This is a genomic window from Rhodococcus sp. T9N, assembly GCF_024436645.1.
Taxonomy (GTDB): domain Bacteria; phylum Actinomycetota; class Actinomycetes; order Mycobacteriales; family Mycobacteriaceae; genus Rhodococcus_F; species Rhodococcus_F qingshengii.
In genome coordinates this window covers 254,154-271,232 of record NZ_JAMSKS010000001.1, presented here as the reverse complement: position 1 = coordinate 271,232, position 17,079 = coordinate 254,154, and the positions used below count along the sequence as shown (strand labels likewise).

14 protein-coding genes are annotated in these 17,079 nt (G+C 61.8%); 8 read left to right on the top strand and 6 right to left on the bottom strand.

What is annotated here, in order from left to right; translation table 11 throughout:
• The first annotated feature begins 903 nt into the window (after positions 1–903).
• Entirely contained in the window at positions 904–1,527 is a 624-nt protein-coding gene (locus M1L53_RS01320) for a hypothetical protein (protein ID WP_054186991.1), read from the top strand.
• Positions 1,528–2,196: 669 nt separating this feature from the next.
• Here the strand turns inward: M1L53_RS01320 and lanKC are convergent.
• On the bottom strand, positions 2,197–4,779 hold the full coding sequence (gene lanKC / locus M1L53_RS01315; protein WP_054186992.1) for a class III lanthionine synthetase LanKC: 2,583 nt from the start codon (positions 4,777–4,779) through the stop codon (positions 2,197–2,199).
• 368 nt (positions 4,780–5,147) lie between these two features.
• On the opposite strand from lanKC, the gene M1L53_RS01310 reads away from it, so the two are divergent.
• Genes M1L53_RS01310 through M1L53_RS01300 form a run of 3 tightly spaced genes read left to right on the top strand, consistent with a single transcriptional unit; the run spans position 5,148 to position 7,771 of the window.
• Positions 5,148–6,341, top strand: coding sequence for an acetyl-CoA C-acyltransferase (locus tag M1L53_RS01310; RefSeq protein WP_050656999.1), 1,194 nt, complete (start codon positions 5,148–5,150; stop codon positions 6,339–6,341).
• Between the two features lie 28 nt (positions 6,342–6,369).
• Positions 6,370–7,131 (top strand): 3-hydroxyacyl-CoA dehydrogenase, encoded by a 762-nt coding sequence (locus M1L53_RS01305; RefSeq protein WP_003942978.1) that lies wholly within the window; start codon positions 6,370–6,372, stop codon positions 7,129–7,131.
• A 13-nt stretch (positions 7,132–7,144) separates the two neighbouring features.
• On the top strand, positions 7,145–7,771 hold the full coding sequence (locus tag M1L53_RS01300) for a TetR/AcrR family transcriptional regulator (RefSeq protein ID WP_054186993.1): 627 nt from the start codon (positions 7,145–7,147) through the stop codon (positions 7,769–7,771).
• 86 nt (positions 7,772–7,857) lie between these two features.
• Here M1L53_RS01300 and M1L53_RS01295 read toward each other — a convergent pair whose 3' ends face one another.
• Together M1L53_RS01295 and M1L53_RS01290 are read right to left on the bottom strand one after the other, a co-directional pair.
• Entirely contained in the window at positions 7,858–9,480 is a 1,623-nt protein-coding gene (locus M1L53_RS01295; RefSeq protein ID WP_003943212.1) for a long-chain fatty acid--CoA ligase, read from the bottom strand.
• Between the two features lie 101 nt (positions 9,481–9,581).
• Positions 9,582–11,267, bottom strand: coding sequence for a dihydroxyacetone kinase family protein (locus tag M1L53_RS01290; RefSeq protein WP_030536136.1), 1,686 nt, complete (start codon positions 11,265–11,267; stop codon positions 9,582–9,584).
• Between the two features lie 54 nt (positions 11,268–11,321).
• Between M1L53_RS01290 and M1L53_RS01285 the strand changes: the two genes are divergently transcribed.
• Both M1L53_RS01285 and M1L53_RS01280 read left to right on the top strand, forming a co-directional pair.
• On the top strand, positions 11,322–12,185 hold the full coding sequence (locus M1L53_RS01285; protein WP_054186994.1) for a patatin-like phospholipase family protein: 864 nt from the start codon (positions 11,322–11,324) through the stop codon (positions 12,183–12,185).
• Complete coding sequence (locus M1L53_RS01280; protein WP_054186995.1) at positions 12,182–13,036, top strand: LLM class flavin-dependent oxidoreductase; 855 nt, start codon at positions 12,182–12,184, stop codon at positions 13,034–13,036. The genes M1L53_RS01285 and M1L53_RS01280 overlap by 4 nt, the downstream gene beginning before the upstream one ends.
• Position 13,037: 1 nt before the next feature.
• On the opposite strand, the gene M1L53_RS01275 is transcribed toward M1L53_RS01280, so the two are convergent.
• Positions 13,038–14,048, bottom strand: a complete 1,011-nt coding sequence (locus M1L53_RS01275) for a low specificity L-threonine aldolase (protein WP_007730456.1) — start codon at positions 14,046–14,048, stop codon at positions 13,038–13,040.
• A 335-nt stretch (positions 14,049–14,383) separates the two neighbouring features.
• Here M1L53_RS01275 and M1L53_RS01270 point away from each other — a divergent pair, with 335 nt between their 5' ends.
• A complete protein-coding gene (locus M1L53_RS01270; RefSeq protein WP_125052251.1) occupies positions 14,384–14,914 on the top strand; it encodes an HNH endonuclease in 531 nt (176 codons plus the stop codon).
• A gap of 19 nt (positions 14,915–14,933) precedes the next feature.
• Positions 14,934–15,191, top strand: a complete 258-nt coding sequence (locus M1L53_RS01265; protein WP_007730463.1) for a WhiB family transcriptional regulator — start codon at positions 14,934–14,936, stop codon at positions 15,189–15,191.
• A gap of 4 nt (positions 15,192–15,195) precedes the next feature.
• Here the strand turns inward: M1L53_RS01265 and M1L53_RS01260 are convergent, their stop codons facing one another.
• On the bottom strand, positions 15,196–16,617 hold the full coding sequence (locus tag M1L53_RS01260; protein WP_030536132.1) for a DUF2252 domain-containing protein: 1,422 nt from the start codon (positions 16,615–16,617) through the stop codon (positions 15,196–15,198).
• Positions 16,618–16,697: 80 nt separating this feature from the next.
• Positions 16,698–17,021, bottom strand: a complete 324-nt coding sequence (locus tag M1L53_RS01255) for a DUF6292 family protein (protein ID WP_019745820.1) — start codon at positions 17,019–17,021, stop codon at positions 16,698–16,700.
• Between the last annotated feature and the right edge of the window lie 58 nt (positions 17,022–17,079).

Below are 17,079 nucleotides of genomic sequence, written 5' to 3'. Positions count from 1 at the left end.
TTTGCAATCGGCGTCGATCATGTTGCCGCCTGTCCCCGGCAAGCGCATGGGTCCAGCCGAGCACCAGGCCCAGGAGTGTCATCGCCAGCGTGATGGGAACGAAGACCACCAGGACCCGCAAGAAATGCCCTCGAACAAGGCTGGTGGATTCGCGAAGATCGACGAGTGGTGGAAGCGCCGGACACGACGGACACCGATTTATTACTCATCGGTCTGGTGTCGAGTGCGCATCTGCAGTCCCGAGCCAAAACCAATCTTCAGCGCTTCCGGCGGCCGAACAATACGCCGACAGTCGAGATCATGATCAGCGCCACAAGAACGACGACGATGTACGACCTGTCCGCGGCCGGTGCCACCGTTTCGCTTTCTTTGGTCACTGCATCAGTGAATGTACAGCTTATGCCTGGAGGGAACCATCCTCAGAAGTCTGTAATTCCTGCCGCTACCCTCTCCGCCCGGCCGGGAAGGAGATAATTGAATCGTGATGGGATTCCATAGTGATCAATGCACCAGCTGGGCTGATGTTGGAGGCGCAAAGAAAATGCGTCCAACAAATAGACCAAGGTTAGTGCGATCAGCGATATTGCTAAAGACGCTTGGCTTGCTCGTAATAATCGAATCTTCACGACTCGCCCGCAACAGTCACGTCATCATGGGGTGACGATGGTATTGGTTGCTGCGATCCACCGAATCCGGCCGTGCTCAAAATTGACCTGTCGACTTTGGGAGTCGCCGAGCTCTCCTGACATCGGTAGTTCAAATCGACCATCCTCGCAGCCCTGCTTCCCATAGCCAGCAAAGATAGCACCGTGGACACTTTCTCCGTGCCGAGAAACAATCGATCGTGAGATCGGGGAAGTGGTTACTGCTAGTCCGCGACAAACAGCTCGCTATTCTCATCGAATGGATCAGGCAGTGTCGAACTCGCAGGCAACGAGAAGGTCCGGTGCTCTTCGTTGGGTTGTTTTGGTAAACGCACTTATCGCAGCGTCGGCGTCGGCGATGTATGTCGCAGCGAAATGCCATCTCACCTGGCCCGAACCTGCGGATAGTGCACTCTCGATCGCCGGTGCGGTCGTTCTCTGGGTCCTCACGGCGAGTGTTGCAATCGTGCTGCTCGGAGTGTGCTGGTGGCAGCGACGCCGATGGTTGTGGTCCGATGTCGCTGTTCCGGTTCTCGTGGTGATCGCACTCGGGATCGCGGCCGCGGGGCAGCCACATTTCGATCAGTATCGGGCAGACTTCGAAACCGTTGCACAGCAACTACTTCAAGAACCTGACGATCCCTATTCCGATGGGTATCATCGTGATCTACGAATCGGCAGATTCGATATCTCCTATGCCAACGTCAGCAGTGAAGGCCACGTCTATTTCTATGACGCACGAGATGGATTGGACATCTTGGACAATCCCGGCTGGGTGTATGCACCCGATGGTGTGTCCGACAAGACCTTCAATCAGCTCCGGCTGGAAGACATCGGGGGCGGATGGTACCGATTCCCTCATCTTGTCGTTGACAGCTATTGAAACTCAAACCACCAGACCCTCCGCTCGAAGTCTCGGGCGAATGTGGTGACGCCGACCAGCATTCCTGAGGCGAAGGGAAGTAGGAGTACGAAAAGCGTCGTGAAGGTCAAGGCGGTGGCGGCGCGGCAACCGCCACCCCCGTCGTACCAGCGCGAGCAGATGTCCCCGAAGTCCCAACTCTCGCCCCAACGCTGAACGAACCAGCCCGAAAGTGCGGCTGTCAGGATCAGTAGGAATATCGTCGCCAGTGACCATGCGATCTACCCTCGGCATCGCCGCCAGGTCGCACACATCATCGGCGAATACAGCTCGGTGAAGTGCGGATGCGTCTCATGATGAAACAATATTGTTCGTCTGATGATCCGCACGGATTCCGAAAGCCGATACCCCGGACCTGCTCCGAGGTATCGGCCTGAGGTCAGAGGCAGAAGAAACTGAGCGAACTGATTGCCGCGTTCTGCTCGAGCTGGCCTGCATCTCCGACGTTGCCGGCGGCGACTGACAGATCTTGAAGGGAGAGAATAGCGTCCATTGTCATTTCCTTTGTTGATCGGCATGTTTACCGATGGATTTGATCGATCGAATTGTCTTGCGGTGCTGATTCCATTTCAGGTTTTTGGCCTGATGCTTCTGTGCTCCAATCTTCCGGGGTGATAACTTTCCGAACAACTAGGAGATGTGGCAGTTCGACGCGCACATCAGTGGAAACGACTGTCGGGCAGTTGCCGATCCGGTATATCGGAGCAACGCCAGTATTCCTGCAGATCCGGTTGCCCAGTCTGTCGAGAGTCTCAGGTTCTGTTCACCTGGAAAGTGCAGTCCTCCTGCGTGATTGAGGCTGTGCAAGCCCAGAAGCTGGAACTGCTGGGCAAGCGTCTGCTCACAATCGGCGCCGGCATATGGACTCTTGGAGAGTTCGCCGAGAAAGAGAATCAGCCCGGCTCGCCCGTTGAGTAGTCCGGCTTGGGCAGTGAATTCGACTGTGGCGGCGCGGGATATCGCACGCACCGCAGCTGCGTAACGCGGTTCGTCGATATGGCGCAGAAGTTGTAGAAGTACCAGGCCCACACCGACAGACCCGGATCCGAGATACGGCATCGTCCGGCGCTCCTCTCTCAGCTGCATCGACCCGTCAGGGCACATCGACATCACAGACAGATCGATGTCGACGAGCTCGCGTGCGTGTTCCAGCGATCGAGGATCACCACTCAGTTCGTAGTGGCGAGTCCAGAACAGTGCTTGTCCGCTCGGTCCCCGCATCAGCCCACCTCGGCCGGCCACTGCCCAAGGTGTTCCGCCGGCGTCGCGGACATGCAAGCGAGCAGCTGAAATTCGTTCGCGCAGAGTCTCGGTCACGACAGCGAGAGTGGGTGACACAGTCGGTCGTGAAACCGATTCCTCGAGTAGGAGGCAACCGATTCCGGAAAGGCCGCTGAAAAGGCTGGAGTCGATGTCGTCGAGTGGGGCTCGACGCAAAGTCTCGACCCACCTGTCGGCTGTCGAATGTCGCCCGTGATGCCGAAAGGTATGCACCGCACCCGCGAGCCCGTCGAAGAAGCCGAACTTTGGTTGAGTATCCGAATCAACTTGATGTTCAGTCCATTCCAGAACTGACTCCAAGGTGTCTGCGGGAAGTACATCGGCGAGCAGGTTTCCGCACGAGCCGTGAGCAATGCCGTAGCCGTTCACTTCGAACTGGGCGATGTCACCGGGAAAGAGTCGATCAGGGCGGGAGAGATCAAGCGAGGCGAGGATGCCGCAGCGCAATAGAGCGGCCGCCCGTTGCAGGTTTTCCCCGGGCGACGTGTCCCAACGATGCGGGCGATTCTCCGGTTCCGGCGCCTGTACGTCGAGCATCGAATAGAGCGAGGCACCGAAGGCACGAGGAAGATCGAATCGAGACACCGCATAGTCGATGAGTTCGGGAATCTTGTTGCAATCGAGAGGGAACAATGTAGTAAGTGGGACAAAGAGTCCCAGCTCGATGCATCCCAACGAGTATCGATCCGCCGCGATTCCTGTCAACTGTCGAGGTGCTGTGTATCCGGGGGCTCCGGTGGACCGGGGCGGATGCTCGTCGATGTTGTGGGCCATCTCGAAGTCGATGATCCGAATACCGGACGGTGAGCACATGACGTTGCCAGGGTGAAGATCGGCATGAACGATTCCGGCGTTGTGGAAGCTCTCGACTGCGGTAGTCAACTGTTGTGCAATGTCGAGTGCCCAGGTTCTGTATTCCGTTCGGGAACTGAGTGTCTGGTCCGCGCGTATCAGTGGGTGGCGGAGCGCAACTTCCTGATTCAGGGGAGTGCCGGCGGCGCGCTCGGTGACAAGGAAGTGGTGTCCCTCGCGCTCGAACAACCTGATCGCAGAAGGTGCGTACGGGTTGTCGGCAAGGTGAGTCAACTTGTCGTACTCGTTACGGATGCGGTCGATTGCGTACCGGCCGTTGGCGTCCGGGGCGGTAAAGGGACGGCCTTCTTTGATGACCAGATCGATGCCGGCGTCGTCGAACGCGGAGTAGATCCCCCCGCTGTTGCTGAAGTGCAGGGCTTCATTGATCGAATAGGGGAATTCGTCATGTGATTTCAGCTTGTCTTGCTGCGCGCGAACGAAGTCCGGGATTTGTACCCAGTCCGGAGTTCTGAAGGAAGTGCCGCGCACATCGGGTTCGAGCGATCCGTCAGGACGCCGAATTGCGGGGACGCGATCGCCGAATGAATCGTAGGTCTGCATGGGCAGATACGCGCCGTACCGTAAGTAGAGCGGTCCCCGGTTCCATCGCACATCGCTGAGGATGTACGGCCCGTCGGCACCGGCGACAAGCTTGTCCAGTTCGGTGATGACACGTTGTGTGGCAACACCATCCGCCGGATAGATCGTGATGAATTTTCCGCTGGAAGTTCGATTGGCCTGCTTGCTGTTGGACAACATGAGGTCTGCTGCCGTCCGAAGAAATTTGAACGGCACATGATTGTGACCGCAATACACGGAAACGGTATCGAGCAGCTCCTGCGCGTTGGCTCGGGTAGCGGAGCAGTGAATCTTCCATCCTTGTTCTGGCAGCAGACCGTCGGGCGGTTGGAAGTAGTTCCACGGTCCACTTTGGGGACCGCGCCGCCAGAGCGACCAATCCACCGACTTCGCGGGGATAAAGTGCTGGTCAGTTGATGTATCTGGTCGGGTGACCGTTCTGATTCGGTCGTAGAAATGCGGGTCGGCACGCGTGAAGGTAACGTATCGCAGGTCCACGCCAAACCTCCCGGTCAGTCCCCCTGCGGTTGTCATCGATTGGTGCCACGCCCCGAATCCCCTGTGGCTTGGATTGCTTGTGGCGGAAGGTTATCCGATTCCGGACATTTCGGGCGAAGATTGAAAACCTATCATTCGAAAGTACTAATGAATGGCGTGGGCCAGGCGAGGTCACTGATCGCCCAGCTTTTAGTCGGCCGCATTTGTTTCGAGTTCGGAGGCCCCCTCTTGACGAGAGGATCAAGTCGGTGGTAGTTCTTTAGCGAGCGCTAAGTCAGGGTGCTCCCTCGATCTCGGTCCGGTACCCGGCGCCACGAAACTCGGGTGCCGGACCGCCCCAGCAATGCACGTCCTCGAAGGGAACGAAGATGACCAAGGCAGTGATCGTCGATGTAGTCCGGATCGCGTCCGGCAAGGGAAAGCCGGGCGGAGCACTGTCCGGGACGCACCCTGTCGAACTGATGGCCCACGTTCTGCGTTCCATCACCTCGCGAAACGGCCTCGACCCCGCCCTGGTGGACGACGTGATCGGCGGTTGCGTCGGCCAGGCCGGTGAGCAGGCGCTCAACATCACCCGCAGCGCGGTCCTGTCGGCAGGGTTCCCCGAGTCGGTACCCGCCACCACGATTGATCGCCAGTGCGGATCAAGTCAGCAAGCTGCGCACTTTGCGGCGCAGGGCGTGATCGCCGGGGCCTACGACATCGTGATCGCGGCAGGCGTCGAATCCATGAGTCGTGTCCCGATGGGTACCACGACGATGGGGAAGGACGCTTCCGGTCCGGGCGTCGCGGCTCGCTACCCCGAAGGCCTGGTCAACCAGGGAATCTCTGCAGAATTGATCGCCGCCAAGTGGAAGCTTGACCGCGACGCTCTCGACTCATTCTCCGCGCAGTCCCACCAGCGGGCAGCAGAGGCAGCGGCGAAGGGGCTCTTCGACAAGGAGATTCTGCCGATCTCGGTGACCAACGCCGCCGGTGAGACCGTCTCGCATATCGTCGACGAGACGGTTCGCGCGTCTACTACCGCCGAGGGACTCGCCGGTTTGAAGCCGTCGTTCTACTCGGAGAAGTACGCGCAGCGCTTCCCCGAGGCACAGTGGTCGATCACTCCCGGTAACTCGTCGCCGCTCACCGACGGCGCGTCCGCAGCACTGATCATGAGCGAAGAAATGGCGTCGAAGCTGGGGCTGACGCCGCGAGCTCGTTTCCATTCCTTCTCCGTTGCGGGCGATGACCCGATCTTCATGCTCACCGCACCCATCCCAGCCACCCACAAGGTGCTCGCTCGCGCGGGTCTGAGCATCGACGACATCGACACCTACGAGGTCAACGAAGCCTTCGCTCCCGTACCGCTCGCCTGGGCTCACGAGTTCGGCGCCGACCCGGCAAAGCTCAACCCGTGGGGCGGCGCGATTGCACTCGGCCATGCCCTGGGGTCCTCGGGTACTCGCCTGCTGACCACGATGGTCAACCACCTCGAGGCCACCGGCGGACGCTACGGATTGCAGACCATGTGCGAGGGCGCCGGCATGGCCAACGCCACAATCATCGAACGCATCTGAAACACATAACCTTTCGAAAGGAACTCTCATGATCGTCAACGACAGCGTCGCCGTCGTCACCGGTGGAGCATCCGGCCTCGGCCTGGCCACCACCAAAGCCCTTCTTGCTGACGGCGCCAGCGTCGTCATCATCGACCTTCCGTCGTCCAACGGTGAAGCCATCGCCAAGGAACTTGGCGACCGGGTCCGCTTCGCGGCTGCAGACGTCACCGACGAGGCTGCGGTCACCGCGGCACTCGACGTGGCCGAATCCCTCGGACCCCTGCGCGTGGCAGTCAACTGCGCCGGAATCGGCAACGCAGTCAAGACGGTCAGCAAGAAGGGCGCTTTCCCGCTCGACGCGTTCAAGAAGGTCATCGACGTCAATCTGATCGGCACCTTCAACGTCCTTCGTCTTGCTGCGGAACGTATTTCGAAGACCGAGCCGATCGACGGTGAACGCGGCGTCATCATCAACACCGCTTCGGTCGCAGCGTATGACGGCCAGATCGGGCAGGCTGCGTACTCCGCGTCGAAGGGCGGCGTCGTCGGTATGACGCTTCCCATCGCCCGTGACCTCGCGTCGCTGCTGATCCGCGTCAACACCATTGCACCCGGCTTGTTCAAGACCCCGTTGCTGGCCGGACTGCCCGAAGCAGCCCAGGCGTCGTTGGGTCAGCAGGTGCCTCACCCCTCCCGCCTGGGTGATCCCAGCGAGTACGGCGCGCTTGCTGCGCACATCGTTTCCAACCCCATGCTCAATGGTGAGACGATACGCCTCGACGGTGCAATCCGTATGGCACCGCGGTAATTTCGGCTATCACATGACTGGCGAGGTGGAGTCGGTGAGCTCGGTGGCAGTGGACTGGAGGTCCTTCCCGCCGCTGGTGATGACCGACATCCTGACGGCTTCGCTCGAACTGTTCGACGAGAACGGTTACCACGGCACGACGGTGCGCCAGATTGCCAATCGTGTCGGGGTAACCGTTCCCGCGCTCTACTATCACCACGCGAACAAAGAGGCAGTTCTCGTCGCTTTGTTCGAGATCTCGATGAGTGAGCTGAATACCAGAACCGAAGCGGCAGAAGCGGAGGCCGGCGAAAATCCGGTACGACGCTTCGCCTTGGTGGTGGAGGCGATTGTTCTCTATATGACCCACCGGTCGCGGCACGCTGCGTTGGACACCGAGATCCGGCATGTCTCACCGGAAAGTCGAAGTCGGTACGCCGCCAGTCGTAAGCGGCTCGAGTTGCTGATGCGCAGGATCGTCGACGACGGTGTGGCATCGGGAGATTTCGCGGTCACGGATACCGAGGAGACCGTCCGGGCAATACTCGGTATGGCGCAGTCACTGCCGCGTTGGTTCCAGACCGGCGGTCCGATGTCACCGTCGCAATTGGCGCAGAAGTACGTCGACATCGCTTTTCACACGGTCGGCTATCGGCCGTAAAGTGCATCGCTCGTGAACGAAGGTGGGCAACAGGTCGAAAACCTGTTGCCCACCTTCAGTATTCATACTTCGGCATTCACTCCGTGTCAGAGTCTCGTGACTTCGAGTCCGCCCTCGTGGTAGTCGGCGCGAAGGCGTTTCTTGTCGAACTTGCCGACGCTCGTCTTCGGGACTTCCTGAACCACGGCCCAGTTCTCGGGCAGCTGCCACTTGGCAACCTTGTCCGAAAGGTACTGTTGCAGTTCGGACATGGTGGTTTCGGAACCGGCGCGAAGGACAACCGCAACCAACGGGCGCTCGTCCCACTTCTCGTCCGGCACGCCGATGACGGCAGCTTCGGTGACGTCGGGGTGACCCATGACGGCGTTCTCGAGGTCGACCGAGGAGATCCATTCGCCGCCGGACTTGATGATGTCCTTGGAGCGGTCGGACAGGCTCAGGAAGCCGTCGGCCGTGATGGATCCGACGTCGCCGGTCTTGAGCCAGCCGTCGTTGAACTTGTCTTCCGCATCGACGCCGTAGTACGACCCGGTGATCCAGGGGCCGCGCACTTCGAGCTCGCCGACGGAAACGCCGTCGTGTGCAACAACTTTGCCGTCGTCGTCGATGAGACGTGCCTCGACGGATGCCGGGAATCGCCCCTGGGAGTAGCGGTACTTCCACATTGCGTCGCCGGTGACACCGGCCGGCGGGCGGGCGACGGATCCGAGTGGGGAGGTTTCGGTCATGCCCCAGGCGTGCAGGACGGAGACGTTGTGGTCGGCTTCGAATGCGTGCATGAGGGCCGGCGGTACCGCGGACCCACCGATCAGAACCTCGCGCATCGAGGAGATGTCCTGCGGGTTCTGCTCGAGGTAGAGGTGCAGGCCCTGCCAGATGGTGGGGACGGCTGCGGCGAACGTCGGCTTCTCGCTGGCGATGATCGCAGCCAACGGGGCAGGCTGGAGGAAGCGGTCGGGCATGATCAGCGAAGCACCGATCATGAATGCGGCGTAGGGAAGTCCCCACGACATGGCGTGGAACTGAGGCACCACGGCGAGTGCACGATCGCCCTGCGCGAGGTTGGGGCCGTCGCTCATGCAGACCTGCATGGAGTGCAGGTAGATCGAACGGTGGGAGTAGACGACGCCCTTGGGGTCACCCGTGGTGCCGGACGTGTAACACATTGCGGCAGCGCTCAGTTCGTCGACCTCGGGCCAGTCGAACTCGGTGGGCTGATCGGCGATCAAGCCCTCGTAGGTGTGAACCTGCACTCCCTCGGGAGCTTCGAGTCCTGCAGTGGAGGAGCCGGTGACGACGATGTGTTTGACGGTGGTCAGCGACGGAAGCTGCGGAGAGAGAAGCGGAATCAGGGACGGGTCGACGATGATCACGCGGTCCTCGGCGTGATTGGCGACATGGATCAACTGCTCGGGGAACAGACGAATGTTCAGGGTGTGGAGCACAGCGCCCATCGAGGGGATCGCCAGGTACGCCTCGAGGTGCTCGGAGTTGTTCCACATGAACGTGGCGACTCGCTCGTCGCCCTCGACGCCGAGCCCGCGCAGGGCGTGCGCAAGCTGAGCACAGCGCTTGCCGACGTCAGCGTAGGACACACGGCGCGGGCCGGACTCGGTCCACGTGACAACCTCGGAGGCGCCGTGAACGGAGGCACCGTGGCGGAGAAGTTGAGCAATGGAGAGGGGGGCGTCTTGCATGGTGCTCAGCATGGGCTGCTCCTGTGTGGTGTGTGAGACCGGTGCTTTTGCCCACGGGTCGTCACAAACGATGTGCTGTGGCTGCCAGATTAGTCACAGCCCCGAAGTGCTCGCTAGTGACCCACTGCACTGGCGAAGAACCACGCTATGAGTAGCGCTCCCGGATCGACTACTCCGCGAGCGGCTTCGCCCACATAACTTGCACGTCCGCGGTTCGCGAGCATGGTTTCGGTCGACTCCGCCCCGGCCGCTGCGGCTTCCGCTGCGCTCGCCAGCGCAGCATCTCGATCGGCTTCCGAGCTCACGGATCGCTCCAACGACTCGACCGCCGGAACTATCGCGTCGACCATCGTCTTGTCGCCGACGCGTGCGCCGCCGAGCGAGGTGATGTTGTCGAGTCCCGCTCGCGCTGCAGCCGCGATCGCGCCGAGGTCGAGTTCGGAGTCCGCCGAGTCTGCGGCAACGCGGAAGAAATGCCGGAACCAGATGCCGAACAATGCGCCGGAGGTGCCACCGGCGTGGCCGAGGTACGCCTGTGAGACTGCATCGAATATCGTTGCGGTGGAGTACGTGTCACGGATCGCCGAGATGTCGAGTTGATCCAGTGCGGCCACCATGTTGGTCCCGAAATCGCCGTCGCCCGCTCGTCGGTCGAGATCGGTCAGTGCCGGTTCCTGATCCAGTACCTTCTCGGCCCAGTCCGCAATCCAGCTTCCGACGAAGCTGCTTTCGGCGGTGCGTGAGGTGTCGGGTGTGAATGTGGGACCGAAAGATTCGCGCGTGCCCATGCCGGTGTACTCACGCGCTATAGCATTCGGCCAGGCGGGCGCTTTTGTTGGTGCGTCCCATAATTCGAGGATTTCTTTGTCTGTGCGAACAAGGGTGATGGACGCGCCTGCCATGTTCAATGCAGTGACGAAGGTTCCGATCAGTGTCCGCTCGATGTGAATTCCCTGTTCGTCCAGATAATCTCCGAGTTCGGCGAACAGAAGTTGCAACTCCAGCGGGTGGGTGGCGCCGAGACCGTTGACGACGGCGATGACGCGGTCGCCTTCGGCGAGACTCAGGGACTTGATGATCGGGTCCGTCAGCCGCCGCACCAATTCCGGTGCGGGCAGGGCGTCCACGCGTTCTGTGCCGCGTTCGCCGTGGATGCCGATACCGAGTTCCATCTGACCCGCCGGCAAGTCGAACGACGGCTCGTCAGCCCCCGGCAAAGTGCATGGGCGAAGGGCGACGGCCATGCTCCGAGCGGAGTGCGCGACGTGTTGTCCGATCCGGGTCACCTCGGCCAGGTCGTCGCCGCGGGCGGCGGATGCGCCGCAGACCTTCTCCACCACGATGGTTGCCGCAGTACCGCGTCGCCCCGGGCCACTGCCGTCTGCGCGTTCGGTCGCGACGTCGTCGTCGACCAGGACGACGTCCGTATCGATCTTGTCCTCGCGTAGCAACTCTCGGGCGATACCGAAGTTCATCACGTCGCCGGTGTAGTTCTTCACGATGTGAAGGACGCCGCCGCCGGCGTCGGCAGCCTTGGACCCCTCGTGGATCTGAAGTGCATTGGGTGAGCTGAAGACCAATCCGGGGCAGACGGCTGTGAGCATTCCTTCGCCGATGAATCCGGCGTGCATGGGTTCGTGGCCTGATCCGCCGCCGGAGACGAGCGCGACCCGTCCGCGGGGAAGTGGCCTTGCGCGTGTGAGGTACCCAGGATCGGGATTCCACGCGATGTCGTCGGTGGATGCGATCAACCCACGGAGTGCGTCGGGAACAAATGTCTTTGCGCTGCGCATGAACATCACTTCAGAGTAGGTCTAACGTCGACTTCGGGCACGGATCACGATCGACGAGAGGTGGACGGCGTGAAATTGGGGTTGGTACTTGCCGGTGGCGGCGTTGCGGGAATCGCCTGGGAAACAGGTTTTCTGTTGGGCCTTCAGGACAAATCACCGGACACTGCCGCTGCGCTGCTGACGGCGGACGTGTTGATCGGCACTTCCGCAGGTTCCACGGTGAGCGCTCAGATAGCGAGCGGCGTGACACTGCAAGAACTTTTCGACGCACAAACAGCGGAGGCTACCGGCGAAATCGACCCGAAGGTCGATGTCGAGGTACTCGGTCAGATGTTCGTCGACGCGATTGCAGGATCGCAGGACCGGGCCGAGCAGCTCCGTTTGCTCGGCGAGGCAGCGATGAGAGCCGATACCGTCGAACCCGCCGTGCGTCGTGCGGTCATCGAGGCGCGGCTGCCCAATCGGTTGTGGCCCGACCGGGAGTTGCGCATCCCGGCGATCAACGCGCAGACCGGTGAGTTGAGGGTGTTCGGCAATGCCTCCGGCGTCGACCTGATCGACGCAGTCGGAGCGAGTTGCGCTGTCCCCGGGGTGTGGCCGGTAGTCACGATCGACGGTCACCGGTACATGGACGGCGGAATGGCGAGTGGCTCGAATGTTCATCTGGCTGCCGACTGCGATGTGGTCGTGGTTCTTTCACCTGCTGCCGATCCCGCCCCGAATCTGCTTGGCGGCAGCCTACGAGAGGAAATCGACGCGATGACGCCCTTGCCCGTGCTGCCTGTCTTCGCCGACGACGCCGTCGTCGAAGCGATCGGAACGAACTCGCTTTCACCGACAACCAGGCGCCCCGCAGCCGAACTCGGCCGCGAACAGGGCCGTCGAACCGCCGACGAGATCGCCGCGTTTCTGGTGACGGCATGAGCGCCGCACGGATTGCCGTCGTCGTGCGCCCGGAGCAATCTCCGGAAGATCTGGTTCGACATGCCAGGTATGCAGACGAAGTCGGTATCGACGAGGTCTGGTTGTGGGAAGACTGCTTCTTCGGCGGAGGAATAGCCACTGCTGCAACTGTATTGGCTGAGACCGATCGCGTGGGTGTGGCGATCGGTGTGCTGCCGACCCCGATGCGCAACACCGCGATCACGGCGATGGAGATTTCAGCGCTGGCCAGAGTTCATCCGGATCGACTACGGGTTGGCTTCGGTCACGGCGTTCAGAGTTGGATGCGGCAGATCGGGGCCAAAGCCGAATCGCCGTTGACCCTCCTGCGGGAGCAGTTCGGAGCAGTCGAGCGGCTACTGGGCGGTGAGTCGGTGACGGTGTCCGGTCGATACGTGAATCTCACGGACGTCACGCTGGCGTGGCCACCGGAGACGGTGCCGCAGTTGCTCGTCGGCGCCACGGGGCCAAAGACTTTGGCGCTCAGTGGCGAGTTGGCGCAGGGCACCGTGCTCTCGGGTGGGACGACCCCGGACGGCGTGCGTCGGGCGATCGCTCACATCGGGGCGTCGGATCACGAGGTCGTCGTCTACGTCATCTGTGCTTTCGGTTCCGGCGGTCGTGAGCGCGCCCTTGCCGAGGCCGCAGCGTCCGATAGCGAGTCGCCGGAGGATGCGATTGCCGTGGGCAACGCGGCCGAAGTCGCGGCAGCAACACGGCGATGGGTTGCAGCAGGTGCAACCACCGTGGCACTCCAACCGACTGTTGACGAGCCGGATGTCCGCGAGTTCATTCGCTTTGTCGCGCAGGAGGTTCAACCCCTGGTGGCGTAGTTCAGAAGGTTACTCTGGACAGAACCGCGTCGATGTCGGCAGTGCTCACGTCGCGATGTGTCACGAACCGAACCTTCCCGGCAACGGTGACCGCGCCGACATCGACAGCGGCGAGCTGAGCAACGGTGACCGACGGATCGGCTGTCGCGGCCAGAACGATGTTGGTGGCAGGTTCGTCGACGGCCCAACCGCGTTCACGAAGCCCCGACGCGAGGCGCTGCGCGTTGTCGTGATCGTCGGAGAGGCGAGCTTGTGAGCGCAACGCGACGATGCCGGCTGCGGCCAGCACTCCGCCCTGACGAACGCCGCCGCCGAGCATCTTGCGGATCCTTCGGGCTTCGGTGATCAATTCGGGTGATGCGGCGAGTATCGAGCCGACCGGCGCACCGAGTCCCTTACTCAGGCACACCTGAACGGTATCGGCGCCGGAAGTCAATTCGGTGGGCGAAACATCGAGTGCAACAGCGGCATTCCAGAGACGGGCGCCGTCGAGGTGAATCTTCAAGCCGCGTGATCGCGCTGCGTCGACCAGCTTCGTCCATTCGGTCGGATTCATGACGGCACCGCCGGCGAAGTTATGAGTGTTCTCGAGACAGAGCAGCGTGGTGTTCAACGCGAAGTACGGGCCGGGGGAGCCCGCCGCCTTCACGACAGTCTCGGGGGTGGGACGTCCGGGTCCGCCGTCGTGCGGCAACGCCATCGGCATTCCCTGGGCGAGCCAGGCAGCGGTGCCCAATTCGGAGCCCAAGACGTGAGAGTGTTCCGGTGCCAGGAACTGATCGCCGCGGTGAAGGTGCAGCATCAGCGCAATCAGGTTGCCCATCGATCCGCTCGGCACCCACAGTGCCGCCGGTAAACCCAGAGTGTGCGCCACCTCTTCCTCGAGCGCCGCCATGGTCGGGTCGTGATCGAGGACGTCGTCACCGACCTCGGCGTCGGCCATCGCCTTCCGCATCTCCGCATCAGGCTTGGTGACGGTGTCCGAGCGTAGGTCGATGTACGACGAAGTCATGGCTCATTCGATCAAGCCGCGTGTTCCGGCGTCAAACCGCGGTATTTCCAGGACGGCTCTTCCGGCCTGATAAATCGATATCGCTGAGGATGCCTTCCGTGTGATGATGAGCGCCGGCAATCGCCGGTGACGAGAACAAGAAGTGGAAGGGGACAGGCATGCGCGACTGGAAGCAAGCGTTGCACCTGCGCGGGCACTCACCCCGCGGTATTTCCCATCCCGCATTCGGGGAACAGAGCGGCGCTGGATATATGCCGTTCCCCATTTCTTGCATTTGCTCCTGACCCGTCTTCGTGTCCAGGAGTTTCACTCCTCGACACGAACTGAGAACTCTCATGCGGAACCCGAACCGCGCACTTGCTCACAGTTGGATGAACCGCCCCGTCCGGGTACTCAACGCCACGTACGAGTACCTCGGTGAAGTGAGCGCCGATCGTGCGGTCGTCCTGATCGCCACCGGCTCCGCGCAGTCCACCGAAGACGTGACCCCGATATTTCCGGTGCGCTCCAAGCACGTCGAAATCCCACTGCCGAGGACGATCCTGCTCGCCGAGTACGTGTACGTTGCTCACCGGGTGACGGTCACCGATTCCAGTCGGGCCACTTTTGCCGGTGTCTTCGACCGGGACGGTCGTCAATGTGCGTACTGCGCCGCCCGGGCAACGACCATCGACCATGTCCAGCCGCGGAGCCGTAACGGGCCCAACACGTGGGGAAATCTGGTGGCGTGCTGCAGTTCCTGCAATCAGCGCAAGGCGGATCGCACTCCGGCCGAGGCCGGTATGCGGCTGCTGTGGGAGCCGAAGGCACCTCGGCGCATCGAGAAAGTGCAGCAGAAGATCTGGCGCGAATTGAGTCGGACGTGACAGTCGAAGGGAGCCAGTGATGTGCGCTGACGAAATCTCCAATTTGGCTGAGCTTTTGCCGATCTCGGACGACCGGACGTGGTGGCAGGCGGAATGCCGAGGAGACCCCGAGCCGGACCGGTGGTTTCCCTTTCCGTCCGAGGGATACGACTACGCGACCGACGTGTGCAACAGGTGCCCGATTGTGGCTTCGTGTCGTGAATTCGCCTCTGCCACTGGTCAGACCGGAATCTGGGGTGGAGTGAAGTTCGAGCAGGGCAGGATTGTCGCGGCGTGAGGGATCAGATTCCCGGCTCCGCGGCGATCGTGCCGGCCGACACCGCCCGGCACAGAGCGTCGTGGTCACGTTCGGTCTGATCGGCGTAGAGCCGAGCAAACCGGGTGAGGGCGGTGTCGACCGTGTCCGAGGTTCCCAGGTAACCGGAAATCAGTGACGCGCCACTGGTTCGTGCGTGTCCCTTGGCCAGTAGGCGACCGCAGATCGCGACATAGTCGGTCAAGGCTGCTGCATCGATATTGTTCAGGTCCACAGAACCTTTCATGTTCCGGAACTGACGGACGTAGTACTGGCGGTCGTCCACGGTGCACCACCCGAGCAGTGGATCGCTGACTGTCTGGAGAGCCTGCTGGTATTCCGCGACGCGTCGTCCTTGGTGGTCGTGCCAGGCCGAGTCACCGTGCACGAAGGGTGCAACGACGGATCGGCGAGCCTGCTTGAGCTGCAAGAAGATGACGTCGTCCGGGATGCTCCCTTCGCACAGGGCCACATAGGCGCGCAGAGCGACACTCCCGACTCCGACAACCCGGTGCGCGACGTCGATGACGTTGTATCCCGAGACGACTCGGCGCCAGTGTGGTGCAAGGGTTTCGAGATACTCGTCCAGACCCTCCAGGAGGAAGTCGGTGTCCTGCGGCGTGAGTCGTGTTGTGAGCGGCGGGTTCTCGACCAACTGGCGCCGTCCGTGATCCTCGACGGTGAACCGCGGCACCGCATGGTCACTCGTACGCCGCCGGGCGCGCTCCGCGGCGCGCCTGATCTCGGCCAGCAACCCAGGATCGGTGACGTGGTCGGTGAGTCCGTCGAGATCGACCCGGTCGAAGGAGCGATCGAACAGTGGACGCTCGGACAGCTTCGCCAAGTGGAGGCGATACGCGGACACACACGAGGTTGTTGCTGTTTCGCATTGAGCTTCGGTGAGACCGTTCTGCCGACCGGCCACCCAGATGCTCGCAGCCAGCCTTCGTAGATCCCATTCCCAGGGGCCGGGATGTGCTTCGTCGAAATCGTTGAGGTCTATGACAAGTTCGCGTTCCGGAGATCCGTAGAACCCGAAGTTTCCGACGTGCGCATCTCCACAGATGACGGGAGTGATGCCGGTGGACGGCAGCTGCGCCATGTCCTCTGCCATCAATCCGGCGGTACCGCGCAGGAATCCGTATGGCGAAGCGACCATTCGCCCCACACGGATCGGAACCAACCAGTCGAGTCTTCCCTCGTGTGCCGTGTTGACCTGATCGACCGGGTCACGTCGATCGGATGGGGGCGTCCAGTCGCCGAGCGACGATCGCGCCACTCGCTTGCGCAGGCCTTTCCCGATCTTGCGACGCTCACTGCGGGGCGTCTGACGCGCCCGCAAAGTCGCCCTGCCGTCCGGTTCGTTCTCGAGAGCCAGCTGACCGGCAGGCCTGTTCAGCGGGTCCATGTCGGGCTCTCTTTCGTCGGGCGTGCGAAACTCGCGCTCGATCTTATGCCCGCCGGATTGTGCGCCGCGCGACGAGTTCCTTAACTACCCGCCTGGGCAATCAACTCGACAGCGCGGTCGGCGCACAGTTCAGGATCCGGCATTCTCCCGATACCGAGGCATTCGACAACGGCGAACGACGTATCCGGTGTCGTTTCCACGCCGAGCGCCCACCCGAAGTAGTGATTCCAGGCGAGTACGGCTCGGTGGCCACTGTGCTGCGGAATCTCGCTGCCCAGAACGAGTACTGCGTCGAACGCGGGGCCGTCGCACCAGATGACCGATTCGGCGAAGGTGGAGCTGGCGACGGCGACTACGTACCTGTGACAAGTCGATTCACTCGGAATGGCGATGTGTGCACGCATGGTCGCTCCTCCGACTCGGTTGCGATCGGAGGGTTCCCCGTTGCCGGCGCCGAAAAAA